Raw genomic sequence first — 26998 nt, forward strand, 5'->3', positions numbered from 1 at the left:
TGTCGCAAGCGGCAATCTCCCTTACCAAGTTACCCACTCCGCTGGAGGGTAAAAAAGACCATGGCTTGTCCGGGCTTTGCGCAAGCGCTCGCGACCGCCGCCATAATGAAGCCTAGCGCAGGATATAGCTGCCCCTGATGCGTCATCTGTTTACACTCGCGATCTGTCTCGCGTTCGCGTTGCTCGCTCATGTCCCGGCAGGGGCATTCGAGGTCATCACCGTCCCCGAAGATGTCAATGCGGTCAATCTCTCGGAGGTGATCGAGGTCGTGCCGGGGCAGGGCGGGCGTGTGCAGCTTTCCACGGCGCCGGATGCCGATGGCATCATTCGCCGGATCGAGGTTCTGGCCAGCGACCAGAGTTCCGATCCCTTCTTCGCGCTGATCGCGCTGCGCAATGACAGCGACCAGCAGATCGAGCGCCTGCTCGTCGCTCCGTTCTATCGCCTGCCCGGCTCAGGCGTGTTCCAGCCCGATCTCGGCAGTTCCCGCATTGCCGCGGTTACCCCGAGCGCCGGCATTCGACCCGTGCGGCTGGCCGATCCGGAAGCGGATGTGTTCGAAGTCACCCTCGATCCCGGCGCCACCATGACGGTGGTGGCGGAACTGTCCGCCGAGCGGCTGCCGGAACTCTATCTCTGGGAGCCAAGCGCCTATCGCGACTACATCAACGCCTTTACCCTGTTCCGGGGCGTGGTGTTGGGCGTGGCGTCGCTGGCGGCGGTGTTCCTCACCATCATGTTTGTGGTCAAGGGGCGTGGCGTATTCCCGGCCACGGCAGCCTTTGCCTGGGCGGTGCTGGCCTATCTGCTGATCGATTTCGGTCTCATGGGGCGCTTGCTGGGCCTGTCTGCCGGCGGCGTTCAGCCCCTGCGGGCGGCGGCGGAGGCGGGCATTGCCACGACGCTGGCGGGCTTCCTTTTCATCTATCTCAACCTGCACCGCTGGCATTTGCGCTTCATCCATCTGGCCCTGGGACTGGCGGCCTTGTTCCTGGCGCTGTTCGCCTTCGCCTTCCTCCAGCCCGATATCGCCGCCACCATTTCGCGGCTGGTGCTGGCGCTGCTGGGTGTGTCGGGCTTCTTTCTTATCCTGCTGCTGGCCTTGCGCGGCTATGATCGTGCCGTGCTGCTGGTGCCGACATGGATCATCTACATTGCCTGGCTGTTCTACGCCTGGCTTGTCGTGTCGGGTCGCGTGACCAATGACGTCGCTCAGCCGGCCGTGGCCGGCGGCCTGGTGCTGATCGTCATGCTGCTCGGCTTTACGGCAGTACAGCATGCCTTTTCCGAAGGGCAGGTTTCGGTCGGCACCCTGAGCGAGGTGGAACGAAGGGCCCTTGCCTTGACCGGCTCGGGCGATTTCGTCTTCGACTGGAATATCGATCGCGACCGCGTGATGGTGAGCGATGAATTGGCGACGCGGCTGGGCGAAAAACGCGGCGCGCTGCGCGGCGCGATCAAGCGCTGGCTCGACCGGGTGCATCCCGACGACCGCGACCGCTTCCGCACCGCCTTCGACACATTGGTGGAATTACGCCGCGGCAAGGTTTCCGCCGATATGCGGGTGGCGGGTCATGATGGCAATTACCGCACCTTCCGCATGCGGGTGAAGCCGGTTCTGGGCGGCGACGGGCAGGTCAATCGCATCGTGGGCACGTTGCAGGACGTGACGGAAGACCGCGCTGCCCGCGAGCGGCTGCTGCACGATGCCGTGCATGACAGCCTGACCGGCCTGCCCAATCGCCAGCTTTTCCTCGATCGGCTCGAGCGCGCCCTGGTCCGGGCCCGCCTTCCGGGCGGCGCCAAGCCGGCCGTATTCCTCATCGACGCCGATCGCTTCATGGAACTCGAGGAGCGCATCGGCCACTCGGCGGCAGATTCGGTACTATTGGCCATTTCCCGGCGCATCGCCCGCATCATGCGCCCGCTCGACACCGTCGCCCGCATTGCCGGCGACCAGTTCGCGGTGATTCTCGCCTCCGAGCAGGCGGCGAGCAAGATCGCCGAGACCGCCGAACAGATCCGCAAGGCACTGAAAGCGCCGTTCAATTTCGGCGACCGGGACCTGGTGCTGACGGCGTCCATCGGCGTAACCATCTACGACAGCAATCCCTCCACCGCCGCCGATGTGCTGCGCGATGCGGAATTGGCGATGTATTACGCCAAGCGGTTGGGCGGCGATCGCATCGAAGCCTATCGCGCTTCGGCCCGCTCCATCGCCTCCTATAACAGGGCGAGCGAGGAGGACCTGGAGCGCGGCATGAAGCAGGGCGAGCTGCATGTGCAGTTCCAGCCGATTGTCGATATTCAAACGGGCCAGCTCGCCGGGGCCGAAGCCCTGATGCGCTGGAACCATCCGACGCGCGGCGCGGTGACCCCGGATGAATTCGTGCCCCTGGCGGAACGCTCCGGCCAGATCGAGAGACTGGGGCGCCTGGCATTCGAGCAATCGGCGGCGCAGGCCAAGGACTGGCTGACCACGACGGGCTTGCCCGATGGATTTTTCATCTCGGTCAATCTCTCGCCCAGCCAATTGGCCACCGAGACCTTGCTCAATGACATGCGGAACCTGGTTTCCCAGGATCGGGCCCTGGCGGCGCATCTGAAGCTCGAGATCACCGAGAGCCAGGTCATGAACAATCCCGAGCAATCCGCCTATATGCTCGAAGCCCTGCGCAATATGGGGCTGGGACTGGCGCTTGACGATTTCGGCACTGGTCATTCCTCACTGAGCTATCTGCACCGCTTCCCCTTCGACACCATCAAGATACCCGCCGCGTTCGTGCGCATGGGCAGCGACAATGGCATCGCCCATACGCAGGGGCCGATCATCAAGGCCGTGGTGGCCCTTGCCGGTGATCTGGACCTGATGGTCATTGCCGAAGGCGTCGAGAGCCTCGATGAGATCGAACGGCTGCGCCAGCTCGAATGCCGCTACGCTCAGGGCTTCGCGTTCGGCGCCGCCATGACGGGGAGCGAACTGGGCAAGAAACTGGCTGCGCAGATGGGAAAATAGGGTCCGCTGGACCAGATATCTTTACGCATGCCCCATTTCAGTGCTGAGCGTCGCCCTGGTGATATTGAGGCTCGCCAGGGCCTTGTCGTAGCGTTGTTCCACAGGCACATCGAACAGCAATTCCCGGCTGAATGGCACGGTCAGCCAGCCATTGGCGCCGATTTCGCTTTCCAATTGCCCAGCGCTCCAGCCACAGCAGCCCAACGCGAAAAGGGCGGCGCGCGGCGCCGGGCCGAAAGCCATCGCCTTGAGAATGTCGAGCGTTGCCGTCAGCCCGACATCCTCGCTGACCTTGTAGGTATTGCCGCTATGATAATCGCCGCTATGCAGAACGAAGCCTCGGCCTTTTTCCACGGGACCGCCCCGCATCACCGCGCGCTGTCGAATTGAATCGGGCAGCCTGATCACCGCATCGGCATCGCCGAGGTCCAGTTCATCCAGAATGTCGGCAAAACGCAGATTGGCCAGTTCGTGATTGACCACCAGCCCCATCGCGCCTTCCTCGCCATGCCCAACCACAAGGATGACGCTTTCCGCGAAACGTTCATCCGCCATGTCGGGCATGGCAACAAGAAATTGGCCTTCGAGCGAGTTCATGAGGGCAATGTAGGCCTCACAGCCCATCGTGCCAAGCTCCCCGGCTTTCGGTGCGATGCGAATGCCTTCACGAAGGCCTGAACGACTGTTCCTTCATCTTTGCCTGCGCTAATGCCATTCCCATGCGTCTGATATCGGTTCTTTGCCTCGCGATCTCCTTCCTTTGCCCGGCCGCCCTGGCGGCGGAAACGCCATGGCAGAGCCTGGCGCCGGGGGTGTCGATCCGCCTGATCGGCACCGGGCAGGTGGCCGACGATGGCAAGACGCTGGTGGCGCTGGAAATCGACATGCCGGACAGCACCAAGACCTATTGGCGCGTGCCGGGGGAAACCGGGCTGCCCGTCGATCTCGATTTCTCGGATTCTGTCGGCGTCGTGGCTCACCGGCAATTCTGGCCCTATCCCCTCCGAGAGGAAAAGGCCGAAAAGACAGATTATGTCTATTACGGCCATACGGTGCTGCCCATCGAATTGACCATGTCCGATCCGGACGGCACCGTCGACATCCTGGCAACGCTCGGTATCTGCTCGGAGATTTGCGTGCCGGCCCGGACTCGGCTGCGTCTGCCATTGACGGCGGGCCCGCCCGATGCGCCGAATGGCCTCAGGATAAGACAGGCCATGGCGGCGGTGCCGATCTCCTGGACCGATGAACCCCACCCTATCGGTAGGGTATCGCTGATGGCGGGCGCGACCGCCATCGGCATACGCCTCGAGCAGGACGGCGTCGATGCTGCGAGCCTGATTGCCGCCACCTCTAGCGGCGAGCCACTCTTCGGCGCGCCGCAAAAAAGCCCGCATGGCGACCTAGTCGTGCTTCCCATCCTGGGCAAAAGCGACAATAGTGCTCTGGACGGCTTGGAGGTCGAGATTACCTTCATGACCGAAATGGGGGCATATGTGGTGAGCCGGACCGTAGAGGCCGGCGACGCAGCGAACGAGACTGCATTGGGCCAATAAGCCGGCCGGTCTTGTACACGAGCGAAAAGCCGCATATCGCAGGGCCTGAGTTTGGAGTAGGCGGCATGGCCGCCAAGCATGGGGCAAATTCCACCAATGATTGAACGCGGCAATCCGCTCCCCTCGGTCGGGATCAAGCTGGTGACTGCGGCCGGTGTCGAGGACACGACGAGCGACGCGGTACTGGGGCGCGGCACTGTCGTTCTCTTCACCGTTCCCGGCGCTTTCACCCCGACCTGCCACGACAACCACCTGCCGGGCTTTATCGCCAATGCCGCCAAGTTTCGCGCAGCCGGCGTCGACAGGATCGTTTGCGCCTCGGCCAATGACCATCATGTCATGAAGGCCTGGGCAAACGCCTCCGAGGCGCTTGGTGACGTGGATTTTCTTGCCGACGGCAATGCGGATTTCGCCAGGGCGCTGGGCCTGGACAAGGATTTCACCGGCACCGGCATGGGTACGCGCTATGCCCGCGCCGCAATGATTATTCGCGATGGCATAATTGATGCCGTGTTCGTGGAAGATGCGCCCGGCGTCAATGCCAGTGGCGCGCCCGCCATTCTCATGGCTCTCGAAGCCGCCTAATCGCCAGGAGCCCGCGCCAAGATGAACCCCAATCTGACGTCCCTGTATCGGATTTCCGCCTCCCTCGCCCTGGCCGCATTATTGGCCGGTTGCTCCATGGGCGGTCTGATGGGCGGCGGCTCCAACGCGGCTAATGCCAACTTGCAGAACGCCACGGCAACGCCGCAATCGGTAGCCCAGGCGCAGACCAATGCGCTGCCGGTAATCGCCACCGAATGCCCGCCCATCAAAGTGCGGCTGGGGGGCGAGGCCATGTATTATTATGGCGGCGGCCGCACCGGCGATTCCCAGGCGCTGCAATATCAGGGGGTGATCGACGAGGCGACGCGCAATTGCGTGGTTTCGAATGGCCAGATCACCGTCAATATGGGTGTATCGGGCCGCGTTCTGCTCGGCCCCGCCGGCCGGCAGACGTCGGTCAATGCGCCCATCCGCTTCGCCGTCGAGCGCGACGGCCAGGCCATATTCTCGGAAAAATACACGCTTCCTGTTGCCATTACGCCGCCGGCGCAGATGTCGGAATTCGTCAAGGTGGTGGAGAATGTGACCATCCCCTATCTTGGCGGAGAAACCATCACCATCTGGGTCGGTTTCGACACCAGGGGCTGATCGGCCTGCGCTAGAGATATGAGAAAGGCCCGGAACGTTCCGGGCCTTTGCTTATTCGGCCGCTTGCGGCAGGTTCGCCGGGCGTTCCCATTTGAGGATGGGCTGGCGGGCGGCGCGCGTCTCGTCCAGACGCCGGCGCGGGGCCTTCATCGGGGCGGCGGTGAAGCGCTCCCTATTGCCGGCTTTGGCATCGCTTGCCAGTTCCGCCATGACCTCGCAAAAGCGATCCAGCGTTTGCTTGCTCTCGCTTTCGGTCGGCTCGATCAGCATGGCGCCATGCACCACCAGCGGGAAATACATGGTCATGGGGTGGAAGCCTTCATCGATCAGCGCCTTGGCGAAATCGAGCGTGGTCACGCCGCTATCCTTGAGGAAGCTGTCGTCGAACAGGGCTTCGTGCATGGCCGGATATTCGGGGAACGGCACGGAGAACAGGTGTTGCAGCCGCGCCTTGACATAATTGGCGTTAAGCACCGCATCTTCAGCTGCCTGGGCCAGGCCATCGGCGCCATGGCTCAACATATAGGTCAGCGCGCGCACATACATGCCCATCTGGCCATGGAAGGCGGTGACGCGGCCCAGGGCTTGGCCCTCGGCATGCTCGACCATTTCCAACGCATCGCCATTCCTGCGCACGAACGGCACCGGCGCGAAGGGTGCCAGCGCCTCGGACAGCACCACGGGGCCGGCGCCCGGGCCGCCGCCGCCATGGGGCGTCGAGAAGGTCTTGTGCAGGTTGATATGCATGGCGTCGATGCCCAGATCGCCCGGCCGGACGATGCCCATGATGGCGTTGAAATTGGCGCCGTCGCAATAGAAGAACGCCCCCGCCTCATGCACCGCCTTGGCGATCTCGATAACCTGCGGCTCGAACAGGCCGCAGGTATTGGGATTGGTGAGCATGATCGCCGCGACCTCCGGCGAAAGCGCCGTTTTCACCGCTTCGACATCCACGGTGCCATCGGCCTTGGCCGGCACGGGCTTGACACTATAGCCGAGAAAGGCGGCGGTCGCTGGATTGGTGCCATGGGCGCTTTCGGGAACCAGGACCACGGAACGGTGCGCCTGGCCCCGGGCCGCCTGTGCCGCCTTGATCGCCATCATGCCGAGCAATTCGCCATGCGCGCCCGCCTTGGGCGACAGCGCCACGGCGGCGGTATTGGTCAGCGTCATCAGCCAATGCGACAATTGGTTCATCAGCTCCAGCGCGCCCTGCACGGTCGAAACCGGCTGCAAGGGATGGATGTCGGCAAAGCCGGGCAGGCGGGCCATTTTCTCGTTGAGGCGCGGATTGTGCTTCATCGTGCACGAGCCCAGCGGATACATGCCGCTATCGATGGAATGATTGAGGCGCGAGAGGCGCACATAATGGCGCATGGCCTCGGGCTCGGTGAGGCCGGCCAGGTCGAGCTTGCTCTTGCGGGCGAAGCCGCCGAGACGGTCCTGGGCAAGCTCGACCTCGGGCAGGTCGACGCCGGAATGTTCGTTGTCGCCGATCTCGAACAGTAGTGGTTCGTCGGGCAGCAGCGCCGAGCCGGACGCGGCGGTGCCGATGGAGCCGACGCCGGTGGGGCGGCCTTGATTGTTCATGCTCATGCCAGTTCCTCCGTCAGGGCGGCGGCGAGGGCGGCGATGTCGCTATCACTGGTGAGTTCGGTGGCGGCGAGAATGATGAGGTTTTCGACTTCCGGATCGTCGGGCAGCAGCCGGCTGGCGGGAACGCCGGCGAGAATGCCGCGCCTGGCCAGCCGTTCCACCAGGGCGGCGGCGAGCTGGGCGACCCTGATGGTCATTTCGTTGAAGAAGGTCTTGTTGAGCACTTCGACGCCCGGAACGCCGGCCAGGGCATCGGCCAATCTGACGGCATTGGCGTGATTGAGGCGGGCGAGGCGGATGAAGCCGGCTTCGCCGAGCAGCGCCATGTGGATGGAGAAGGCCAGGGCGCAAAGCCCTGAATTCGTGCAGATATTGCTGGTCGCCTTCTCGCGGCGGATATGCTGTTCGCGGGTGGACAGCGTCAAGACGAAGCCGCGATTGCCGTCGGCATCGACGGTCTCGCCGCAAAGGCGGCCCGGCATCTGGCGGATAAATTGCTTGCGGGTAGCCATGAGGCCGAGATAGGGGCCACCGAAATTCAGAGCATTGCCAATGGATTGGCCCTCGGCGACGACAATGTCGGCACCCAGCGCGCCCGGCGCTTCGAGCAGGCCAAGCGAGACGATCTCGGTGACGACGACGATCAGTAGCGCGCCCTGGGCGTGGGCGGCGTCGGCGGCGCCTTGCAGGTCGCGGAGATGGCCATAGAAATCAGGGGTCTGGATGACGATGGCGGCGGTGTCGCCGTCGATCTGCTCAAGAATATCGCCCTGTCCCTCCGGCGAGGGGGAGAGGCAGACGAGGTCCGGATCGTCCTTGAGATAGGCCTTCACCACGTCGCGGTAATGCGGGTGCAGTCCGCCGGACAGGACGATTTTACTCTTACGAGTCAAACGTCTAGCCATCAGAACGGCTTCAGCCGTACCGGTCGAGCCATCATAGAGGCTGGCATTGGCGACATCCATGCCGGTGATCTTGGCGACCTGGGTCTGGAACTCGAACAGCATCTGCAACGTGCCCTGCGAGATTTCCGGCTGATAGGGCGTATAGGCGGTAAGCCATTCAGAACGCTGGATTAAATGGTCGACCGTCGCCGGGATGTGATGCCGATAGGCGCCGGCGCCGACAAAGAACGGGCCATCGCCCGCCGCGTGGTTGCGGCCGGCCAGGGAGCGCATATGCGCTTCCACCAGGAATTCCGGGCTATGTGCCGGTAAATCAAGAGAAAAATTCTTGAGCGCGGCTTTGGGGACGGCGCTGAACAGCGCGTCGATATCGGATGCCCCGATGGTGCCGAGCATTTCGGCGCGCTCATGGGCGGAATGAGGAAGATAGCGCATTACCTGGTCAGATCCGCATAGGCCGCGTCGTCGAGCAGGGTATCGAGCTCACCGGCATCGGTGATCTTGATCTTGAAAATCCAGCCGCCATTCTCGGGCTCGGCGTTTAGCAAACCGGGCTCTTCGGTTAGCAGACAGTTAACCGCAACGACCTCACCGGCCATTGGTGAATAGATTTCCGACGCAGCTTTTACCGATTCCACCACTGCGGCCTCGTCGCCCTTTTTGAGCACCTTGCCCATCTCGGGCAGTTCGACGAAGACGATGTCGCCCAATTGCTCCTGGGCATGTGCGGTGATGCCGACAATGCCGGTGGAACCATCGACACGGATATATTCGTGGTCGGGGGTATATTTGGTCGTCATGGCGGGGCCTCAGGCTGGCTTGCGGAAATAGCGGTGGGGAACGAAGGGGGTGGCGGTGATTTCGGCCTGCTGGGCGCGGCCGCGGACCGAAACCTGGAGCCTCGTGCCGATGGCGGTGGCAGCGGGCGGCACGAAGCCGAGGGCGATGGCCTTGCCGAGCGAGGGGGCGAAGCCGCCGCTGGTGACCACGCCGATGACCGAGCCCTCGGCATCGAGAATTTCGGCGCCTTCGCGGGCCGGCGCGCCTTCGACGATGAGGGCAACGCGCTTGCGGGTGAGCTGGCCGTCGCGCTCGGCGAGGATGCGCCGGGCGCCGGGGAAATCGGCTGCCTCGCGGCGGCGTCTGGAAACGGCGAAGCCGAGATTGGCCTCGATGGGCGAGACGCTGTCGTCCAGATCGTGGCCATAAAGCGGCAGGGCGGCTTCGAGGCGGAGGCTGTCGCGGGCGCCGAGGCCCGCCGGCCTGACGCGCGGATCGACCAGCAATTCATCCCATAGCGCCACGGCCATGTGGCCGGGAACCAGGATTTCAAAACCGTCCTCGCCGGTATAGCCGGCGCGGGAAATGGTGACCGGCACGCCATTCCAGTCGAAGGTGCCGAATTGCATGAAGCCCAAGCGGGTGGCGTCGGGCAGGAGCGCGGCCATGACGGCGGCGGCTTCAGGACCTTGCAGGGCCAGCAGGCCGCCATTGTCGGCGCGGTCCAGCCGGGCCCGGTCACCCGCCGCTTGGGCGATCAGGGCGAAGTCGCCCTCCTTGGTGCCGGCATTGACGACGATATAGAGCGTGCCGGGCCGCTCGGCCGGCCGGCCGACCATCAGGTCGTCGATGATGCCGCCCTTATCGTTGAGCAGCAGCGTGTAGCGGATCTGGCCGGGCTTGAGGCCGGCAATGTCGCCGCAGATCAGCGGTTCGATGATGGCGGCGATGGCGGCGTGATCGGCTTCGGCGTCGCCGCTGGGCCGGGCCAGGGTGAGGACGCTCGGGCCCATATGGCTGACATCGAACAGGCTGGCCTGTTCCCGCGTCCATTTGTGCTCGGCCATGATGCCGCTGGGATATTGCACCGGCAGGGCATAGCCGGCAAACGGCACCATGCGGCCGCCGGCGGTGACATGGCGTTCATAGAGCGGGGTTTGTTTGAGGTCTGCGGAACTGGCTTCGGCCATGGACACTCTCTGGCTGGACGGCGACACGGCAAGGCTCCGCCTCGCGGCGGATATGCGTGCCCCCTCTGTCCTTGCCCTGAGAGATTTCCCGGCTGAGCGCCGGTTGCTCCTTCGGAGAAGCCGCTAGCGGCCTGCTTTCCAGAGTTACGACCCGATTGCGGTCCGTTTGCCTGAGAGTTTCCGGGGCGGTTGCTCCTTCGGCGCCGGCACAAGGCCGATCTCTCCCGCAATCATCTTTACCATGGTGGAGAATCCGGGGAGCGTCAACGGGAGGACGTGGTCATCAACGAAAAAGGCGGGCATTGCTGCCCGCCTTGAATTCGATCGGACCGGATCGGCCTTAGTTCAGCCGGCCGCCGACATCGGCGATGGCGGCGTCGATGACCTTGCCGCCTTGCTTGCCCATCTCGTCCGACAGCACGGTGCGGGCGGCCTCGATGGCGACGTCCGCGGAGCGGGCGCGCACTTCGGCGACGGCCTGGGCCTCGGCCTGGGCGATCTTGTCTTCCACCGACTTGGTGCGGCGGGTGACCAGATCGGCCAGCGAAGCCTGGGCTTCAATGGCCAGGCGTTCGGCCTCTTCCTTGGCCGCGGCGATGATGCCCTCGGCTTCCTGCTCGGCAGCGACGCGCTTCTGTTCGTATTCGACCAGCAGGGCGGCAGCCTCCTCGCGCAGGCGCTTGGCCTCGGCGATGTCGTCTTCGATCTGCTTGATCTTGCCGTCCAGCATCTTGGCGATGATGCCGGGGACGCCGATCACGATAGCCAGAACCACGAAGATGACGAGGCTCAGCATCGCAAAGAAGCTGTTATCCAACCATTCGGGCATGGCGTTTACCCCTTAACCTTGGCCACGGCAGCGCGAACGCTGTCCGCAGGGACATCGCCGATGATCTGGCCGATTACGGCCTGGGCCGTTTCGGTGGCGATCTCGTCGACATGGGTGAGGGCTTCGGCCTTGGTCTGGGCGATGCGCGTTTCGGCGGCGCCGACCTTGGCGGACAGGTCGGCTTCCACCGCGCTTCGCTTCTGAGCCAGATCGGCCTGAATGGCCTCCCGGGTCTCGGCGGCGATGCCCTGGGCCTTGCCCCTGGCTTCCGCCAGCGCCTGTTCATAGGCGGCGATGGCAGCGTCGGTCTTCTGGCGGTCCGCATCGGCGGCCGCCAGATCGGCATCGATCAGGGCCTTGCGGTTTTCCAGAATGCCGCCGAGGCGGGGCAGGGCGAGCCTGCTCATCAGCAGATAGAGCGCGCCAAAGGTAATGGCGAGCCACAAAAGCTGGCTGGGAAAGGTCGCAGGATCGAAGGGCGGGAAGACGTCCGAATGGCTTTCGCCAGCATGCGCTTCGGTCGTGGCATGCGTATCTGCGGTCGGATCGGCGTGCTCGCCGCCTTCCACAGGCACGGCTTCGCCAGCGAGGTCTTCCGCCGGGATTTCCGCTTCTTGAGCGTAGGCTTGCGTTACCATCAGGTCGAAGTCCCGTTAGAGCTCATTGTTTTCCGTGTCGAAAAACAAGGCAGCTCTCTCTGCTTGTTGAGGCAATTCCGGACACAAAACCGCTATGCACTTTTGTTGGAATTGCTTAGTCCGGTCATCCGGCCAGATGCCGGAGAAGGGAGCGCAGCCGAACCAAAGGCCCGGCTGCGGTAATCTCTTGCTGCCGCGATCAGGCGACGAACAGCAGGATCAGGGCGACCAGGAACGAGAAGATGCCCAGAGCTTCGGTCACGGCGAAACCGAAGATCAGGTTACCGAACTGGCTCGGAGCAGCCGACGGGTTGCGCAGGGCACCCGACAGGAAGTTACCGAAGATGTTGGCCACGCCCAGGGCGGCACCAGCCATACCGAAGGTGGCAATACCGGCACCGATGTACTTTGCGGCTTCAGCTTCCATTTTTTAGTCCTTTCAAGCGACGTTGGGGTCCGGCGGGCCATCCGCCGAAATTGGTTGGTTAGTGGGACGGATGGATCGCGTCGTTGAGATACATGCAGGTCAGGACCGCGAAGACATAGGCCTGAACTGAACCGACGAGAAACTCGAGGCCGGTGATGGCAACCGCCATGATCATCGGCAGGATGGCGGCGGCCCAGCCAATGGCACCCAGGCCGGCAATCATCATCACGGCGAAGCCGGTGAACACCTTGAGGGTGATGTGGCCGGCAAGCACGTTGCCGAAAAGACGAACCGACAGGCTGATGGGGCGCGAGAGGAAGGAAATGACCTCGATCGGCGTCACGATGGGGAGGATATAGCCCGGCACGCCGGCCGGCACGAACAGCTTGAGGAATTTCGGGCCGTTCTTGATGAAGCCATAGAGAATGACGGTGAGGAACACCAGCATCGACAGCGCGAAGGTGACGATGATGTGGCTGGTGACGGTGAAGAAATACGGCACCATGCCGAACATGTTGGCGATGAAGATGAAGGTGAAGAGGCTGAATACCAGCGGGAAGAACTTCATCCCTTCCTTGCCGGCCGAGCTGCGCACCATGCCGGCGACGAATTCATAGAGCAGTTCCGCCGTCAATTGCAGCCGGTTGGGCACCAGGCGCTTGCCGGACGTGGCCAGCAGCATGAAGGCGACGATCACCCCGACCGTCAGCACCATGAACAGGGCCGAATTGGTGAAGGCGAAAGTGGTGCCGGAGCCCTCGGCGCCGTCGCCGCCCAAGGTGAAGAGCTTGGCGATGTCATAGATGACAAACTGGTGGATCGGGTCAGTACCGGCCATGGAGCCCTCTAAGCGTCATCATTATCGTTCCGCTCTTCGTCTTCCGCGCCAGGTCCGAGATCGGAGCCCGGCGGGGCAGGCGATGCGGCATTCATTTCCGCCACCACACGGATGACGTTCAGGATTCCAGCGGCGAAGCCCATCAGCAAGAGGATGAGCAAGCCCCAGGGGCTGGTTCCCAGGCCAAGGTCGATGAGATAGCCGATGCCGGCACCCACCAGAACCGCGGCGATGAATTCGGTGCCGATGCGCAGACCGCGCGCCAGACCGCTCATCTCCGGGGAAGCATCGCGCGAGGCTCTGTCGTCCTCCCGGTCCCGCTCCCGCTTGGCGGAGGCGATGCGCGATGCCAGATCGTGCGTCACCCCGCGGACGTTTTCCGGTCGGCCATGGTTGTCCGGCGGTATCGTCATCCGCAACTCCCTTGGCCGGCCATTTCCCGTGCTTTACGGGCGTCCTTCTAAGTCGCGCGCAACATAGTGGTGGCCCCAAAAGGTGTCAAGGCGACTAAGCGCGGTTTAAGCTATTGTTTTGAAATGCTTATTTGCATCATCGAGGGGGTGCGTCATGCTGTCCACACCGCGATGATGGCGAAGTCATGGCCGGGCGGGGGGATTCTGGGCCGTCCGACAGCGGCACTACACCGCTTCGAGGAAGGTTTCGGCGGTTTGCAGATCCACCGAGACCAGCTGGCTGACGCCGCGTTCGGCCATGGTGACACCGAACAGCCGGTCCATGCGGCTCATGGTGATCGGATTATGGGTGATGACCATGAAACGGGTATTGGTGCGCTGGCGCATGGAATCGAGCAGGTTGCAGAAGCGCTCGACATTGGCGTCGTCGAGCGGCGCGTCCACCTCGTCCAGCACGCAGATCGGCGCCGGATTGGTGAGAAACACCGCAAAGATCAGACTTATGGCGGTCAGCGCCTGTTCGCCGCCGGACAACAGGGTCATGGTCTGCGGCTTCTTGCCGGGCGGGCGGGCGATGATTTCGAGCCCGGCTTCCAGCGGATCGTCGCTTTCGACGAAGCTGAGTTCCGCCGTGCCGCCGCCGAACAGCGTGGTGAACAGTTCCTGGAAATGCGCATTGACCTGGCCGAAGGCTGCGTTGAGCCGGGCGCGGCCTTCGCGGTTGAGCGAGGCGATGGCGCTGCGCAGCTTGGCGATGGCCTCGATGATGTCGTCGCGGTCCCGCACCATATTGTCCAGCTTGTCCTGGACCTCTGCAGCTTCCTTTTCGGCCGAGAGGTTGACCCCGCCCAGCCGCTCGCGCTCGGCCTTGAGGCGGTCGAGCTTGTGCTCGGTGGCCTGTTCTTGCGGCAGCGCCTCCTCGGGGCGGATGCCGGAGGCTTCCAGGGTGCGGCTGGCGGGAATGCCCAGCGATTCCTCGATCTGCCGCTCGATCTGCTGGCGCTGGGCGATATTGCCTTTCAGCCGCTCCTCGATGCGGGTCAGCTCGATGCGGACCTTGTTGAGATCGTCGCCGGCGGCCTTGAGCGCCTTGTCGGCCTCGCGCCAGCCGGTCTGGGCCTGGCTGAGCCGGTCGCCGGCATTGCGGTGGTCGATGCGGGCGGTTTCGATCTGGTCTTCGAGCTGGGCCTTGCGGCCGGCGAAGCCTTCCGGCGCTGCGGCGAGGCCGGATAGCTGCGCCGCCACCTCGGCGCTGCGCTGGTCGAGCGTCGCGAGCTGGGTCCGCGCCCCATCGCTGCGGCGCTGCCAGGCGGCGCTGTCGCGGGCGAGCTGGTCGAGCCGGGCGCGGCGCATGCGGGCGGCCGATTCGACATTGCCCAGCGCCAGCCGGGCCTGATCGGCCTGGTCGCGCAGGGCGGCGAGCCGCTGCTGGCCGGCTGCGGCCCGGGCGGCGATTTCGGTTTCGTCGCCGGCCTCGGCCAGCGCCGTCTCGGCCTCGCTGCGCATGGCTTCGGCCTCATTGAGGCTGGCGGCGAGGCGGGTGCGGGCATCGTCGAGCGTGGAGCGGCGGGTGGCCAGATCGCCGATAGCCCGCTGGGCCTTGTCGAGTTCGGATTGCGCGGCGGCAATGGCATGCTGGGCCTGGCGCCAGTCCTCGCGCGTCGTCCGCTCGCCCTGGCGGGCCGCCTCGAGTGCGATAGCCAGCGCCTCGACATCGCGCTTCCAGGCATTGCGCTCGCCCTTGGCGCGGGCGATTTCCTCGTCCAGTTCGTTGAGACGATTGCGCTGGGCCAGGCGCTGGGCGGCAGCGCTCGGCGCATCGGCGGCGGCGACGAACCCGTCCCAGCGCCACAGCGCCCCGTGCATGGTGACCAGCCGTTGGCCGGGCTTCAGCGCGCGCATCAGCCCCGGGCCGTCGACGGCATCGACCAGGCCGATCTGGTCGAGGCGGCGCTTGAGCAGCGGATTGCCGGTGACGTGGCGGGAGAGCGGTTCGGCGCCCTGTGGCAAAGCGGGATCGTCATAGCCGTCCAGGGCGACGGACCAATGCATCGGCGCGCCGGCATCGGACGAGGCTTCGAGATCATCGCCGAGCGCGGCGCCGAGCGCGGTTTCGTAGCCGGGTGCGACGGTCAGTTCGTCCATGATAGCGGGCCAGAGGCCGGAACCATTATCGAGCATTCTGGCCAGCGTGGCGGCTTCGGCTTCGAGCCGCGCCACCAGCGCTTCGAGCTCGGCGAGGCGCGGCCGGGCCTGATCGAGGCTGGCCTGGGCGGCGCCGGCCCGTTCCTCGGCAAAAAGTGCGGCGCTTTCGGCGGAGGTGGCCTGGGCCTGGGCGGTGTCCAGCGCCGAGCGGCGCGCGGACAGGGTTTCGTCGGCGTCCAGCGCGGCGATCACCCGGGCCATGTCGGTTTCCACCTCGGCCAATTGCTGGGCGAGGCGGGCATGCCGGCTGCGCGCATCCTGAAGGTTGCGCTCGGCCTGCATCCGCCGGGCGCGCAATTGCGCCAGGGCATCGGCCGCCTCGCGGGTCGCCTCCTCCGCCTCGGCGACGGCGGCGCCGGCCTTCTCGGCGGCGAGGCGGGCATTGCTGAAATCGGCCTCCGCAGCGTCCTGCTCGGATTGCAGCCGCGCCGCCTCCTCGCCATAGGCCGCCAATGTGGTTTCGCTTTCGGCCACCAGCTCGCGCTCGCGCGACCCGTCGGCAGCGATCTGGCGCAACCGGTCTTCCAGTTCGGCCCGGCGCTGGCCCAGGCGGCGGGCTTCGTCGGCCAATTGCTCGGCGAGTATGGTGTAGCGTTGCAGCACGGCGCCGGTGACGGCCTCGCGCTCGCGCAAGGGCGTCAGCGCCGCCTCCGCCGCTTCGGCGGCTTTTTGCGCGGCATGTTCGGCATGATTGGCGTCGGCGAGCTGGCGGATCAGCACCGCCTGCGCCGCCTCGTTCTCCTTTTCCGCCACGCGGGTGCCGACCCAGCGGATATGGAACAGCGTCGCCTCGGCGCGGCGGATGTCGCCCGACAGGCTGCGATAACGATTGGCCAGCCGCGCCTGGCGCTTGAGAGTTTCGAGCTGGCTCTCGACCTGCCCGATAATGTCGTCGACCCGCTCCAGATTGCCTTCGGCGGCGCGCAGGCGCAGCTCCGCCTCGTGGCGGCGGGAATGCAGCCCCGAAATGCCGGCGGCTTCTTCGAGCAGGGCGCGGCGCGCCGTGGGCTTGGCGGCGATCAATTCGCCGATCTGGCCCTGCCGCACCATGGCGGGCGAGCGCGAACCGGTCGAGGCATCGGCGAACAGCAATTGAATATCGCGGGCGCGGGTTTCCTTGCCATTGACGCGATAGACCGAACCGGCCTCGCGCTCGATGCGGCGGGTGACTTCCAGCACATCGGCATTGTTGAGCGTGGCCGGGGCGGTGCGGTCGGCATTGTCGAGGACAAGGGTGACTTCGGCGCTGTTGCGCCCCGGACGATTGCCGGAACCCGAGAAGATGACGTCATCCATGCCCGAGGCGCGCATCGCCTTGTAGGAGCTTTCGCCCATGACCCAGCGCATGGCTTCGACGAGATTGGACTTGCCGCAGCCATTGGGCCCGACAATGCCGGTGAGGCCGGGCTCCATGATCAGCACGGTCTCATCGCTGAAGGATTTGAAGCCGTGCAGGCGGAGACGGGAGAATTTCATGGATAGCTCCCCAAACCAGGTGGGGTATTACGGCGCGTTTCGATGCTTCGCAGCCTGCGCCTCCCTCCCCCTTGAGGGGAGGGATCAAGGGTGGGGGTGCTGACGCCCACCAGGGACGCAGCATTTTGACAAAGCCGCAGCACCCCCGTCCCGGCCCTCTCCTCAAGGGGGAGGGGGCGAAAGAACCGGCCGCAGGGTGCGGACTTGATCAGGTGAACGTGCAGGCCGCCTTCGCTACTACTCGGCAGCCGGCGCGACGAAGCCGGCGGGCACGAGGGGGTCGATCTCGGCAGCGAGCTGCTCGAGGGTCTTGCCGCCTGAAAGTGTCTTGCCGTTGACATAGAATGTCGGCGTCCCCGTCAGCTTGAATTCTTCCAGCGCCTGGTTCTTCAGCGCTTCAATCCCGTTCAGCGTGTCCTGATTCGTCAAGGCGGCGTTGAAGGTTTCCTCTGTAAAGCCGAGTTGCTGGGCCACCGCGAAGATAGCGTCGCGCGGCTTGTCGGACATGCCCCAATCATTCTGGGTGCGGAAATAGGTGGAGATCACCTCGTGATAATGCTCGGGGCCGGCGGCTTCGGCCAGCATGAAGATGGCGGCGTCCAGCGCGTTGCGGGCGAAGGGCCGGACGATGAACCTCACCTTGCCGGTATCGATGTAATCGGCCTTGAACGGCTCGTAGACGCTATTGTGGAAGCTGGCGCAATGCGGGCAGGTGGGGGAGGCATATTCGATCACGGTGACCGGGGCCTCGGCATGGCCCTCGATATGATCGATAAGGCCGCCGGCCGGCTCCATCAGCTTGGACACATCGATCACGTCGCCTTCGGCCGCCTGGGCGATGCTCAGGCCGGACAGGCTCAGCGCCGAAGCGGCGGCGGCGAGAATGATGGTTTCACGGCGATTGAACTTCACGTTTGCGGCTCCTGATTATTCTCTGCGCGAGACTACACGCGGGGAAGGTGTCGGCAAGTGGGCAATGGCATCACTTGCCGGTGAACAGCCTATCCGCTGTTTCGTTTCGATCTGCTGGAGAGCGCCAGACCCAGCGTCCTCAGCGCCTCCCTCAGATTGTCGTCTTCGACCTTTTCGGTCTGGGCGCCGACCTTTGCAAGCATGCTCTGGCTCGGTTGATAGGGCTTTTGCACTTTACGGCCTGAACCGGGGGTGAATGGCTCGGCGCATAACCGTACATCCTTGACCAGCACATAGCCGAAATAGCGGTTGACCGCCGCCGCGATGGCGGGCGCCTCGTGCTGGACGAAGAGCGCCTGTCCCGGCGCACAGCGCAGATGCAGCGTCGCGCCTTCCGCATTATGCGCGGCGCGCGGCCAGCTCAGCCGGTCCGGCAGCGTGGTCCGGTCGAAGGGGGGCGGCGCGATGGCCGGCCAATGGGTGATGATGTCCCGGCCGGCAAAGCCGCGCTTGCGCAGCACGGGGTCGATGGCGCCCGCCAGCGCATCGGCGACGGAAACTACCCTGTTGCGGCGTTTATATGCGGGCTGCTCGTCCTTGGACATGTCTTGCAATATCCCCAGTCGGCTATGCCGGCAAGGGGGAGGAAGGGAAGGAGCCGATAGCGCCCCCTTCTCGACCCGTCACCCCCGCGTCAAGCGCGAGGGTGACGCGCGGTGGTTTCGGGGCGATCACATCCGAGGGCAGACAAGAAGCCTTTGCCGCTGCGCCCGCTCCGCGCTAGAACCGGCGTAGTTGAGAGCCACCTTGCCCAGATTATCCCTCGCCGAACCCCACCCAATCGATGCCGAAGCCGTGCTTGCCTGGTACGATGTGCATGCGCGCGACCTGCCCTGGCGGGTGTCGCCTGCCGACCGGCAGCGGGGCGTCAGGCCCGATCCTTACCGGGTCTGGCTGAGCGAGGTCATGCTGCAACAGACCACGGTGGCGGCGGTGAAGAATTACTTCCTCCGCTTCACCGGGCTGTGGCCGAATGTCCGGGCGCTGGCCGAAGCGCCGCTGGATGCGGTGCTGCGCGAATGGGCCGGGCTGGGTTATTACGCCAGGGCACGCAACCTGCATGCCTGCGCCCAGGCCGTATTGCGGGATCATGACGGGGTTTTTCCGCAAAGCGCGCTGGCTTTGCAGACGCTGCCCGGCATCGGCGCCTATACCAGCGCCGCCATTGCGGCGATCTGTTTCGACGAGCCCGTCGCGGTGCTGGACGGCAATCTCGACCGGGTGCTGGCGCGCTATCACGCCCTGCCGGTTCCGGTGCGCGCGGCCAAGGAAGAATTGCGCGCCGCCTTGCAGGCATCGGTGCCCGAACGGGCCGGGGATTTCGCCCAGGCGATGATGGATCTGGGCGCGACCATCTGCGCGCCGCGCGTGGCCTCTTGCCTGATTTGTCCGCTCCAGCCTTCTTGCGTGGCCTCGAAACAGGGCGAGCCGACGCATTATCCGGTCAAGCCGCAAAAGGCCGAAAGACCGGTGCGTCGCGGCCATGCCTATGTCATGACCGATGCCGCTGGCGATGTCTATTTGCAGAGCCGGCCGCATCAGGGCCTGCTGGCCGGCATGACCGAGGTGCCGAATTCGGACTGGGCCGGCGCATTGACCGATCCCGTCTATCCAGTTCCCGCCCAATGGCGGCATCGCGGCCAGGTGGTGCATATATTCACCCATTTCCGGCTGGAACTGGAAGTGTGGTCGGCAATCGTCGCGCCGGACGGGCTGCAACAGGGCTGGTGGGCCGAACCACAGGCGCTCAAGGGCGAGGCGCTGCCGACCCTGTTCCGCAAGGTGCTGGCGCAGGCGGGCTTGGACAATTGATTGCGCCATAGGTCACGAAAAAGGCCGCCGGGGCAAACCGGCGGCCAGTTGATAGAGCCTGATGGGGAGATTGGAGGTCAGGATCAGGCAGAAAGCAAATCAAGTTTTTGGCGAATGTCGGCCCTCAGGCTATCGAGGGGCTCCACGCGCCCGGATTGTTCATGGTGCCAGAAGGTCCAGCCGTTGCATGACTCGGAGCCCTGAACCAGCGCCCCGACCTTGTGGATCGAGCCCTGGTGCGAACCCGAGACGAGCGAGCCGTCTGCGCGAACCATGGCCGAATAACGCCGCCCCGCATCGAATAGTTGCGCACCGATTTCGATCACCCCCTGCTCGACCAGCGAGCCGAAGGGGATGCGGGTTTCCTTGCGCTTGGGCGTCACCGATTGCAGCGCCTCGAACATTCCGGGACGGATGCTGGCAATGCGCTGGCGGGCGCCGGCAATATAGGTTTGTTCGCGTTCAATGCCGATGAAATGGCGGCCCAGCTTGCGGGCCACCGCTCCGGTCGTGCCGGTGCCGAAAAACGGATCGAGCACGATATCGCCCGGCCTGGTCGTGGCATTGAGGATGCGGAACAGGAGGGCTTCGGGCTTCTGGGTCGGATGCAGCTTGCTGTCGTCCTCACCCTTGAGGCGTTCCGCGCCGGTGCAGATGGGAAAGAGCCAGTCGCTCCGCATCTGGGTGTCGTCATTGGCCAGCTTCATGGCTTCATAATTGAAGGTGACGCGGCTCTTCTGGCTCTTGGCGGCCCAGATCAGGGTTTCATGGGCATTGGTGAAGCGGGTGCCGCGGAAATTGGGCATCGGATTGGCCTTGCGCCAGACGATGTCGTTGAGCATCCAGAAATCGAGGTCCTGCAGCGCCGCGCCGACCCGAAAAATATTGTGATAGGAGCCGATGACCCAGAGCGCCCCATCGGGCTTGAGCAGCCGCCGCGCCGCGCCGAGCCAGGCGCGGGTAAAGGCGTCGTAATGGGCGAAAGAGTCGAATTTGTCCCAATCGTCATCCACCGCATCGACCTTGGACTGATCGGGGCGGGTGAGACTCTGCTCGAGCTGCAGATTATAGGGGGGGTCGGCGAAAATGAGATCGATGGAGCCGGCCGGCAGACTATTCATATGGTCGATGCAATCGCCCATCAGGATAGTATCGATCGGGAGGCGCGTGGCCACCCTTTCCGCATCGGCCTGACGGGCCGTACGCGCGGTACGCAACATACACTTAACCCTAACGCATTACTAACAGGACCGTTATAGCGGCCTGGGGTTAATGGAGCGTTCGCAAGGGGTTAGCAGGGAGTTAACCGGAGGCGGCCAGCGCGGTTTTTCGCACCAGCAGCGCCGCCACCGGGGCGAAGCCGTTGCGGTGATGGCGGCAGGGGCCATGGCGATCCAGAGCCGCCAGATGCGCCGCCGTTCCATAGCCCTTGTGGCCGGCAAAGCCGAAATGGGGAGCGTCGCAATCCATGATCGCGCACATGCGGTCGCGCGTCACCTTGGCGATTATCGAAGCCGCCGCGATGGAGACGCTGCGGCCGTCGCCCCCGATCAGGGCGATGCCGGGGCAGGGCAGGCCGGGCGGCACGTCGCGCCCGTCGACCAGCACCCGGTCGGCGGGGCGCGGCAAGGCGCGCACGGCGCGGGCCATGGCGGCGAGGGTGGCGCCGCGAATGTTGAGCGCCAGGATATCGCCCGGCGGGGCGGTGACCACGGCGATTTCGGCGCTGGCGACGATCTCTTCATAGAGCTCGTCGCGGCGCTCGGGTGTCAGCTTCTTGGAATCGTTAAGGCCGGTGGGGATGCGCGCCGGATCCAGCCGCACGGCGGCGACGACGACCGGCCCCGCCAATGGCCCGCGCCCCGCCTCGTCGACACCGGCGACCAGGCGCGCGCCCCGCGCCAGCAGCATCTGTTCATGGCTGTAATCGGGATAGCCGGCTTCGGGCGCGAACAGTTCTGCGCTGACCATTTCCACCTTGAGGCGCCGGCCCGCCATCAGGACCTCCGGCTGAGGCCGGCCTCCAGCGCCGCGCGGTCGGCAGCGAACAGATGGTGGCCCCGCCGATTGGTCTCGCCGACGAAATCGCCGAGCGCCTTGCTGCGCGCGACATGTTCGGAAATGTCGCCGAGAATGGCCAGGCGCATCTGGTAATTTTGCAGCTTCTGGAAGAAGTGCCCGGCCAGCCTGGTGCTGAGATCAAAAAATTCCGGGGCGAAGCGGCTGGAGGGGACGACGAGCATGTCGGTCTCGGTGCCATAGGTTTCACCGAGCAGGTCGAGCGCATCCTGTTCGCTGCCGATGGCCGGGCCATCGGCGGCGACGAAGAACAGGGTGAGATTGCCGAGGCGCTCGCTGGCCAAAGCCGACTCCTTTTCCAAACCTTGGCCATGCTGATATAGGAATCTGGCCGGGGGGCAAAGGTGAGAGAGACACGATGCGCAAAGCAATCTGGCTATTGGCCCTGGCCCTGGCCCTGCCCGCCGGTCCGGCCATGGCCGAACCCTTCCATCATCCCTTCGGCGAATGGCGGGAATATCACCGCGACTGGCTGGCCGCCTGTCCCGACGCCATCGACGAGGACGCCACCGATTTTTACGGCTATTCCTGCTTTGCCAGCACCGGCAGCCAGGAACGCAACGGCGCCAACCTGCCGGCCTACAAGCTGACATTGATCCGCAACCGGCTCGATGGCGAGATCGACCTGGCCATTACCGTCTCGCCCGAAAGCGGCGATTATGATGCCGAGCGGCCCATGGTGCTGGCCTTTGGCGGCGAAAGACCGGTCACGCTTGCCATGGGAACGGATCTGGAAACCCGGCACAACACCATCAATCAATTTTTTCTGATCGGCCCGGTTCGCGACGACGTGCTGGACAAGATGAAGGAACGCAACGCCGTCACGCTTGCCGTGCCGCTGACGGGCGTGGACCAGCCGGTCGAAAGCCGGATGTCGCTGCGCGGAGTGCTGGCCTCGCTCGATTTCATGTCCACCTATGCGCGCAAGGTGGCGCAATATTAGCTAGCGGCTTCGCCCGGCCCAGAGCGCGATGGCTTCGACCAGCGCATCGATATGGGCCGGCAGATGCGCCTCCATGGCCAGTTCCCACAGGCGATGGGTGCCGGTGAGAAGGTCCACCCTGTCCCGATCGATATGGCGGCCGGTCCCGCGTTCATAGGCCGTGATGATCCGCGCGGTCAGATCGTCCGAGACCAGATTGGAATAGAGAAAATCCTGATGCAGGGGCCCGAGGCCGGAATCGGCGAAGTCGTAAACGCCGTTGAGCCGCCCGGCGGCATGGTCGAAGGCCATGTTCCAGCCATGGCCGTCGAAAAAGCCGTAGATGGTGCCATAGGGATCGGGGCCGAGATCGCGCCAGCGCGCCATGATCGCCTCGGCGAAGGGCCACAGCGTTTCTGGCAGGACCGGCCGGATGCGACGCAGGATTTCGTCGGCGTCGAGCCAGGCTTCGACCGGAAGGGCGCCGGCCGCCACGGCCTCGGCGGGATCGATATCGTGCAATTGGGCGTAAAAATGCCCCATCGCCTCACCGAGTACCAGGCGGGCGGCATCGTCCAGCGCCTCATATTGCGGGGTGACTAGATGCTCGCCCGCTATCTTGTCGTGGCTGGAAAAGACAAGCGGGGTTTCGAACAGCGCCAGCGAAGGTACGCGCATGTCGACCTTGGCGCCCACCAGCCCGAGAATGCTCACCTCGCGGCGCAGCGCGGCTTCGCCCCGTTCGTGCCGCGGAAACTTGAAGATGATCCGGTCATCGACATCCACGGCGACGCTGTCCCAGCCTTCGGACAGCAGGCGGAAGGATGCGTTTTCCAGCGCAGGAAAACGGACGATGATGATGTCCCTGAGGGCCGAAAGTTCGAACGGCGATGCCGGCATTGTGCCTCCGCAATGTCGGCGCCTTTTTAGGGCATTTCAGGTTTTCAGGGAAATCACGGCCGGGAAGCGGGGGATTCGGCCGTCATTGCCGGGCTGTCTCGGCAATCCATGGGAGAGAGAAGAACCCTCGGGTCAAGCCCGAGGGTGACGAGCGGTGCGTTGGTCCGCTGACGAGCGATAATAGGGCGATCAGCGGGTGGGGTAAGACAGCGCTAGAACAGGCTCATCTGCCTGGTTTCCAGCTTCGGGGCCTCGAAGAGGTTGGTGCGCAGCCCGGGCAGCTTGGCGTTCAGCCCATAGCGGTCGCGGGCCTTTTCGAAGCGCTGGCGCAGCAGGACGGCATAGGGGCCTTCGCCGGTCATGCGTACGCCCCAGCGCGAATCGTAATCCTTGCCGCCGCGCGTATCCCGCACCAGCGACAGCACATGGCGCACCCGGTCGGGAAAATGCCGGAGCAGCCATTCGCGGAACACGTCGCGCACTTCGCCGGGCAGGCGCAGCAGGATCATCTGGGCGCTGAGCGCGCCCTGCGCCTTGCCGGCGTCGAGAATGCGTTCCAGCTCCATGTCGTTGATGGCGGGGATCATCGGCGAGGCGAAGATGGAAGTCGGCACCCCGGCTTCCGACAATAGCCTTATGGCCTCCAGGCGGCGGGCGGGGGAGGAAGCGCGCGGCTCCATCTTGCGGCTGAGCTTATGGTCCATCGAGGTGACCGAGAGCGCCACCTTGACCAGGCCCAGATTGGCCAGTTCGCTCAGCAGGTCGAGATCGCGCACGATCAGCGCCGATTTGGTGGTGATCATCACCGGATGCCTGGTCTCCAGCATCACTTCGAGAATGCCCCTTGTCAGCTTGTGCTGGCGCTCGGCCGGTTGATAGGGATCGGTATTGGTGCCCATGGCGATGGGCTTGGGCCGGTAATTCTTCGCCGCCAGCTCGGCCCGCAGCGTCTCCACCGCATTGGTCTTGATATAGATGTCGCGCTCGAAATCCACGCCGGGCGAGTGACCGAGATAGGCGTGGGATGGCCGGGCAAAGCAATAGGAGCAGCCATGCTCGCAGCCGCGATAGGCGTTGATCGAGCGCTCGAAGCCGATATCGGGACTGTCGTTGGAGGTGATGATGCTCTTGGCACGCTCGATATGTTCGACGGTCTCGAACACGGGCAGCGGCTCGACGCTGCCCCAGCCGTCATCGAAGCTGTCGCGCTGATGCACCTCGAAGCGCCCGGAGCGGTTGGACTGGGCGCCGCGCCCGCGAATGCGCTCCGGCTGCACCAGTTCGCGCCGCGCCAGATCGGCGTCGCGGCTGCGGCTCAAGCGTTCCAGGGCTTCGAAGGAGGGGGCCTGGTAAAGCGCCATTCTCATGTCTCCGGCTGCAATGCCGGGGCAGAATCGTCTGTACCGGCCTGTTCCGAACCTAGCAGCACAATGAGAACATAACAAGAACATTGACTGCGGACGCCGGCGCCTCAGTGCTGATATCGGCAGGGCTCTTATGCATTACAAGACTGGACGGGACGCGATTATCTGCGTAGAGAAGCCGCCCCTCGGCCCGCCGTTCCGTTCCGCATGACTGGTTCGCTTTCGCTCGCATGACCCTGGCCGGTCTGCGCGAAGAGCGGGCGTCGCTACTGACACGGCATGTCGCAGGATTTTTGGAGAGAGCTGTCGAAACCGGACGGGTCTCTCCGTCGCATGCCCGACACCAACGCTTCCCAAGGGATACGGAATGACAATGGAAACCACAATGGACGCTTCCCCCGAGAGTGCGCCGCACTCCTCCGACAATGCGGCGCGGAACCGGCTGGTGATCGCCATCCTGCTGGTGTCGACCTTCGTGGTCTTCCTCAATGAGACCATCATGAGCGTGGCTATCCCGCACCTGATGAACGATCTGGGGGTCACGGCGGGCGCCGCGCAATGGCTGACCACGGCATTCCTGCTGACCATGGCCATCGTGATCCCGATCACCGGTTTCCTGCTGCAGCGCATTAATACAAGGCCGATCTACATGCTGGCCATGTCGATCTTCACCCTGGGCACGCTGGTCTGCGCCCTGGCACCGGGCCTGGAAATGCTGATCTTCGGCCGGGTGATCCAGGCCACCGGCACGGCCATCATGATGCCGCTGCTCATGACCACGGTGATGACGCTGGTGCCGCCGGAAGGGCGCGGCAAGACCATGGGCAATATCTCGATCGTCATGGCGGTGGCCCCGGCCATCGGCCCGACCATCGGCGGTTTCATACTGGCCCATTTCGACTGGCGCTTCATGTTCTACTTCACCCTGCCGATTGCCGCCGGGGCGCTGCTTCTGGGAGCGACGCGCATCCGCAACGTCTCCAATCCGCGCTATGCGCCGCTCGACGTTTTATCGGTGATCGTCTCGGCGCTGGCCTTTGGCGGCCTCGTCTATGGCCTGTCCAGCCTGGGCGAGAGCGCCGAGCCTGGCTCGGCCATTCCGAGCTGGCTGCCGCTTGTCGTCGGCGTCGTTTCCATGGCCATCTTCATCTGGCGGCAATTGCAATTGCAGAGCGAGGACAAGGCCCTGCTCGACCTGCGCACCTTGCAGCACCGCAATTATACGCTGGCGCTGATCACCATGGCCATCGCCATGGTCGCCCTGCTGGGCAGTTCGATCCTTTTGCCCATCTACACCCAGAACGTGCTCGGCCTCGACACTTTGCAGACCGGCATGATCCTGCTGCCGGGCGGGCTGCTCATGGGCGTGATGGGGCCCATTGTCGGCCGCCTCTATGACCGCGTCGGACCCCGCCCATTGCTGGTTCCCGGTGTGATCATGGTGTCGGCGGTGATGTGGGCCTTGACCTTTGTCAGCCAATATACCCCGGTCTGGGCGGTGGTCGCCGGCCATGTCACCCTGAGCTTCAGCCTGGCCCTGGCCTTTACCCCGCTCTTCACCGCCTCGATGGGCTCGGTGCCGGCGCCGCTCTATTCCCATGCCAGCGCCATTCTCGGTTCGGTGCAGCAGGTGGCGGGCGCCGCGGGCATTGCCCTGTTCGTCGCGGTGATGAGCCTGCGCACCGCCTCGGCGGCGGCGGAGGGCCTGGAAGCCGTCGACGCCCTGGCCGCCGGTATCCGCGCCGGTTTCCTGTGCGGCGCCATCATCTCGGTGGCCATGGTCATTGCCGCATTCTTCGTGCGGCGGCCGGAAGGCGGCGCGCCCGGCATGGGCGGGCATTGAGGCTCCCCGACCTTCTTCAACCCCACCGCTCGTCACCCTCGC

The 26998-nt window shown here is 64.5% G+C and carries 25 protein-coding genes and 1 riboswitch; of the genes, 7 read left to right on the top strand and 18 right to left on the bottom strand.

Translation table 11 applies throughout. The features are described 5' to 3' along the window. The first annotated feature begins 137 nt into the window (after positions 1-137). Positions 138-3017, top strand: coding sequence for an EAL domain-containing protein (locus tag O9Z70_RS02820; protein WP_286020984.1), 2880 nt, complete (start codon positions 138-140; stop codon positions 3015-3017). A gap of 21 nt (positions 3018-3038) precedes the next feature. On the opposite strand, the gene O9Z70_RS02825 is transcribed toward O9Z70_RS02820, so the two are convergent. After that, on the bottom strand, positions 3039-3641 hold the full coding sequence (locus O9Z70_RS02825; RefSeq protein WP_286020985.1) for a YqgE/AlgH family protein: 603 nt from the start codon (positions 3639-3641) through the stop codon (positions 3039-3041). A gap of 95 nt (positions 3642-3736) precedes the next feature. Between O9Z70_RS02825 and O9Z70_RS02830 the strand changes: the two genes are divergently transcribed. The 3 genes from O9Z70_RS02830 to O9Z70_RS02840 all read left to right on the top strand — a co-directional run bounded on the left by O9Z70_RS02830 (position 3737) and on the right by O9Z70_RS02840 (position 5767). Continuing rightward, positions 3737-4573, top strand: coding sequence for a protein-disulfide reductase DsbD domain-containing protein (locus O9Z70_RS02830; RefSeq protein ID WP_286020986.1), 837 nt, complete (start codon positions 3737-3739; stop codon positions 4571-4573). 96 nt (positions 4574-4669) lie between these two features. Beyond that, positions 4670-5158 (top strand): peroxiredoxin, encoded by a 489-nt coding sequence (locus tag O9Z70_RS02835; RefSeq protein ID WP_286020987.1) that lies wholly within the window; start codon positions 4670-4672, stop codon positions 5156-5158. A gap of 21 nt (positions 5159-5179) precedes the next feature. Next, a complete protein-coding gene (locus O9Z70_RS02840) occupies positions 5180-5767 on the top strand; it encodes a hypothetical protein (RefSeq protein ID WP_286020988.1) in 588 nt (195 codons plus the stop codon). Between the two features lie 51 nt (positions 5768-5818). Here O9Z70_RS02840 and gcvPB read toward each other — a convergent pair whose 3' ends face one another. The 12 genes from gcvPB to O9Z70_RS02900 form a co-directional block, all read right to left on the bottom strand. Beyond that, the gene (gene gcvPB, locus O9Z70_RS02845; RefSeq protein ID WP_286020989.1) at positions 5819-7363 is read right to left on the bottom strand and encodes an aminomethyl-transferring glycine dehydrogenase subunit GcvPB; all 1545 of its coding nucleotides are present in this window, start codon (positions 7361-7363) and stop codon (positions 5819-5821) included. Next, positions 7360-8703, bottom strand: a complete 1344-nt coding sequence (gcvPA, locus tag O9Z70_RS02850) for an aminomethyl-transferring glycine dehydrogenase subunit GcvPA (protein ID WP_286020990.1) — start codon at positions 8701-8703, stop codon at positions 7360-7362. Before gcvPA ends, gcvPB begins: the two co-directional genes overlap by 4 nt. Beyond that, entirely contained in the window at positions 8703-9068 is a 366-nt protein-coding gene (gene gcvH / locus O9Z70_RS02855; protein ID WP_286020991.1) for a glycine cleavage system protein GcvH, read from the bottom strand. The genes gcvPA and gcvH overlap by 1 nt, the downstream gene beginning before the upstream one ends. A 9-nt stretch (positions 9069-9077) precedes the next feature. After that, entirely contained in the window at positions 9078-10238 is a 1161-nt protein-coding gene (gcvT, locus tag O9Z70_RS02860; protein WP_286020992.1) for a glycine cleavage system aminomethyltransferase GcvT, read from the bottom strand. Between the two features lie 148 nt (positions 10239-10386). After that, positions 10387-10475: riboswitch (glycine riboswitch) on the bottom strand. A gap of 103 nt (positions 10476-10578) precedes the next feature. Then, on the bottom strand, positions 10579-11067 hold the full coding sequence (locus O9Z70_RS02865) for a F0F1 ATP synthase subunit B family protein (protein WP_286020993.1): 489 nt from the start codon (positions 11065-11067) through the stop codon (positions 10579-10581). 5 nt (positions 11068-11072) lie between these two features. Beyond that, the gene (locus O9Z70_RS02870) at positions 11073-11708 is read right to left on the bottom strand and encodes a F0F1 ATP synthase subunit B (RefSeq protein ID WP_502870176.1); all 636 of its coding nucleotides are present in this window, start codon (positions 11706-11708) and stop codon (positions 11073-11075) included. Between the two features lie 196 nt (positions 11709-11904). Further along, on the bottom strand, positions 11905-12132 hold the full coding sequence (locus tag O9Z70_RS02875; protein WP_116589250.1) for a F0F1 ATP synthase subunit C: 228 nt from the start codon (positions 12130-12132) through the stop codon (positions 11905-11907). 58 nt (positions 12133-12190) lie between these two features. Beyond that, the gene (locus tag O9Z70_RS02880; protein ID WP_286020995.1) at positions 12191-12970 is read right to left on the bottom strand and encodes a F0F1 ATP synthase subunit A; all 780 of its coding nucleotides are present in this window, start codon (positions 12968-12970) and stop codon (positions 12191-12193) included. Positions 12971-12978: 8 nt separating this feature from the next. Beyond that, entirely contained in the window at positions 12979-13383 is a 405-nt protein-coding gene (locus tag O9Z70_RS02885) for an AtpZ/AtpI family protein (protein ID WP_286020996.1), read from the bottom strand. A gap of 225 nt (positions 13384-13608) precedes the next feature. Then, positions 13609-17064, bottom strand: coding sequence for an AAA family ATPase (locus O9Z70_RS02890; RefSeq protein ID WP_286020997.1), 3456 nt, complete (start codon positions 17062-17064; stop codon positions 13609-13611). Positions 17065-17301: 237 nt separating this feature from the next. Then, positions 17302-17976: a DsbA family protein gene (locus O9Z70_RS02895; protein WP_286020998.1), complete on the bottom strand. Its 675-nt coding sequence runs from the start codon at positions 17974-17976 to the stop codon at positions 17302-17304. Between the two features lie 89 nt (positions 17977-18065). Further along, a complete protein-coding gene (locus tag O9Z70_RS02900) occupies positions 18066-18581 on the bottom strand; it encodes a DUF721 domain-containing protein (RefSeq protein ID WP_286020999.1) in 516 nt (171 codons plus the stop codon). 202 nt (positions 18582-18783) lie between these two features. Between O9Z70_RS02900 and O9Z70_RS02905 the strand changes: the two genes are divergently transcribed. After that, on the top strand, positions 18784-19848 hold the full coding sequence (locus tag O9Z70_RS02905; RefSeq protein WP_286021000.1) for an A/G-specific adenine glycosylase: 1065 nt from the start codon (positions 18784-18786) through the stop codon (positions 19846-19848). A gap of 83 nt (positions 19849-19931) precedes the next feature. Here O9Z70_RS02905 and O9Z70_RS02910 read toward each other — a convergent pair whose 3' ends face one another. From O9Z70_RS02910 to O9Z70_RS02920, 3 genes are all read right to left on the bottom strand, one after another. Further along, positions 19932-21068, bottom strand: coding sequence for a site-specific DNA-methyltransferase (locus O9Z70_RS02910; RefSeq protein WP_502870157.1), 1137 nt, complete (start codon positions 21066-21068; stop codon positions 19932-19934). Positions 21069-21150: 82 nt separating this feature from the next. Beyond that, entirely contained in the window at positions 21151-21846 is a 696-nt protein-coding gene (gene rnhB, locus O9Z70_RS02915; RefSeq protein WP_286021001.1) for a ribonuclease HII, read from the bottom strand. Beyond that, positions 21846-22211 carry a DUF4180 domain-containing protein gene (locus O9Z70_RS02920; RefSeq protein WP_286021002.1) on the bottom strand — a complete coding sequence of 122 codons (366 nt, stop codon included), beginning with the start codon at positions 22209-22211 and terminating at the stop codon, positions 21846-21848. The genes rnhB and O9Z70_RS02920 overlap by 1 nt, the downstream gene beginning before the upstream one ends. A 74-nt stretch (positions 22212-22285) precedes the next feature. Here O9Z70_RS02920 and O9Z70_RS02925 point away from each other — a divergent pair, with 74 nt between their 5' ends. Continuing rightward, positions 22286-22870 (top strand): hypothetical protein, encoded by a 585-nt coding sequence (locus O9Z70_RS02925; protein WP_286021003.1) that lies wholly within the window; start codon positions 22286-22288, stop codon positions 22868-22870. Here the strand turns inward: O9Z70_RS02925 and O9Z70_RS02930 are convergent, their stop codons facing one another. Together O9Z70_RS02930 and O9Z70_RS02935 are read right to left on the bottom strand one after the other, a co-directional pair. Further along, on the bottom strand, positions 22871-23749 hold the full coding sequence (locus O9Z70_RS02930; protein WP_286021004.1) for a phosphotransferase family protein: 879 nt from the start codon (positions 23747-23749) through the stop codon (positions 22871-22873). 212 nt (positions 23750-23961) lie between these two features. Continuing rightward, positions 23962-25110, bottom strand: coding sequence for a PA0069 family radical SAM protein (locus O9Z70_RS02935; RefSeq protein ID WP_286021005.1), 1149 nt, complete (start codon positions 25108-25110; stop codon positions 23962-23964). A 388-nt stretch (positions 25111-25498) separates the two neighbouring features. On the opposite strand from O9Z70_RS02935, the gene O9Z70_RS02940 reads away from it, so the two are divergent. Beyond that, positions 25499-26956: an MDR family MFS transporter gene (locus tag O9Z70_RS02940; RefSeq protein ID WP_286021006.1), complete on the top strand. Its 1458-nt coding sequence runs from the start codon at positions 25499-25501 to the stop codon at positions 26954-26956. Positions 26957-26998 lie beyond the last annotated feature (42 nt).

It is taken from the genome of Devosia sp. YIM 151766, from assembly GCF_030285925.1.
Lineage (GTDB): Bacteria > Pseudomonadota > Alphaproteobacteria > Rhizobiales > Devosiaceae > Devosia.

Bases quoted from the DNA above. Each gene is read 5' to 3' on its own strand.
- O9Z70_RS02820 (WP_286020984.1), top strand. From the start codon at position 138: ATGCGTCATCTGTTTACACTCGCGATCTGTCTCGCGTTCGCGTTGCTC.
- O9Z70_RS02825 (WP_286020985.1), bottom strand. From the start codon at position 3,641: ATGGGCTGTGAGGCCTACATTGCCCTCATGAACTCGCTCGAAGGCCAA.
- O9Z70_RS02830 (WP_286020986.1), top strand. From the start codon at position 3,737: ATGCGTCTGATATCGGTTCTTTGCCTCGCGATCTCCTTCCTTTGCCCG.
- O9Z70_RS02835 (WP_286020987.1), top strand. From the start codon at position 4,670: ATGATTGAACGCGGCAATCCGCTCCCCTCGGTCGGGATCAAGCTGGTG.
- O9Z70_RS02840 (WP_286020988.1), top strand. From the start codon at position 5,180: ATGAACCCCAATCTGACGTCCCTGTATCGGATTTCCGCCTCCCTCGCC.
- gcvPB (WP_286020989.1), bottom strand. From the start codon at position 7,363: ATGAGCATGAACAATCAAGGCCGCCCCACCGGCGTCGGCTCCATCGGC.
- gcvPA (WP_286020990.1), bottom strand. From the start codon at position 8,703: ATGCGCTATCTTCCTCATTCCGCCCATGAGCGCGCCGAAATGCTCGGC.
- gcvH (WP_286020991.1), bottom strand. From the start codon at position 9,068: ATGACGACCAAATATACCCCCGACCACGAATATATCCGTGTCGATGGT.
- gcvT (WP_286020992.1), bottom strand. From the start codon at position 10,238: ATGGCCGAAGCCAGTTCCGCAGACCTCAAACAAACCCCGCTCTATGAA.
- O9Z70_RS02865 (WP_286020993.1), bottom strand. From the start codon at position 11,067: ATGCCCGAATGGTTGGATAACAGCTTCTTTGCGATGCTGAGCCTCGTC.
- O9Z70_RS02875 (WP_116589250.1), bottom strand. From the start codon at position 12,132: ATGGAAGCTGAAGCCGCAAAGTACATCGGTGCCGGTATTGCCACCTTC.
- O9Z70_RS02880 (WP_286020995.1), bottom strand. From the start codon at position 12,970: ATGGCCGGTACTGACCCGATCCACCAGTTTGTCATCTATGACATCGCC.
- O9Z70_RS02885 (WP_286020996.1), bottom strand. From the start codon at position 13,383: ATGACGATACCGCCGGACAACCATGGCCGACCGGAAAACGTCCGCGGG.
- O9Z70_RS02890 (WP_286020997.1), bottom strand. From the start codon at position 17,064: ATGAAATTCTCCCGTCTCCGCCTGCACGGCTTCAAATCCTTCAGCGAT.
- O9Z70_RS02900 (WP_286020999.1), bottom strand. From the start codon at position 18,581: ATGTCCAAGGACGAGCAGCCCGCATATAAACGCCGCAACAGGGTAGTT.
- O9Z70_RS02910 (WP_502870157.1), bottom strand. From the start codon at position 21,068: ATGTTGCGTACCGCGCGTACGGCCCGTCAGGCCGATGCGGAAAGGGTG.
- rnhB (WP_286021001.1), bottom strand. From the start codon at position 21,846: ATGGCGGGCCGGCGCCTCAAGGTGGAAATGGTCAGCGCAGAACTGTTC.
- O9Z70_RS02925 (WP_286021003.1), top strand. From the start codon at position 22,286: ATGCGCAAAGCAATCTGGCTATTGGCCCTGGCCCTGGCCCTGCCCGCC.
- O9Z70_RS02930 (WP_286021004.1), bottom strand. From the start codon at position 23,749: ATGCCGGCATCGCCGTTCGAACTTTCGGCCCTCAGGGACATCATCATC.
- O9Z70_RS02935 (WP_286021005.1), bottom strand. From the start codon at position 25,110: ATGGCGCTTTACCAGGCCCCCTCCTTCGAAGCCCTGGAACGCTTGAGC.
- O9Z70_RS02940 (WP_286021006.1), top strand. From the start codon at position 25,499: ATGGACGCTTCCCCCGAGAGTGCGCCGCACTCCTCCGACAATGCGGCG.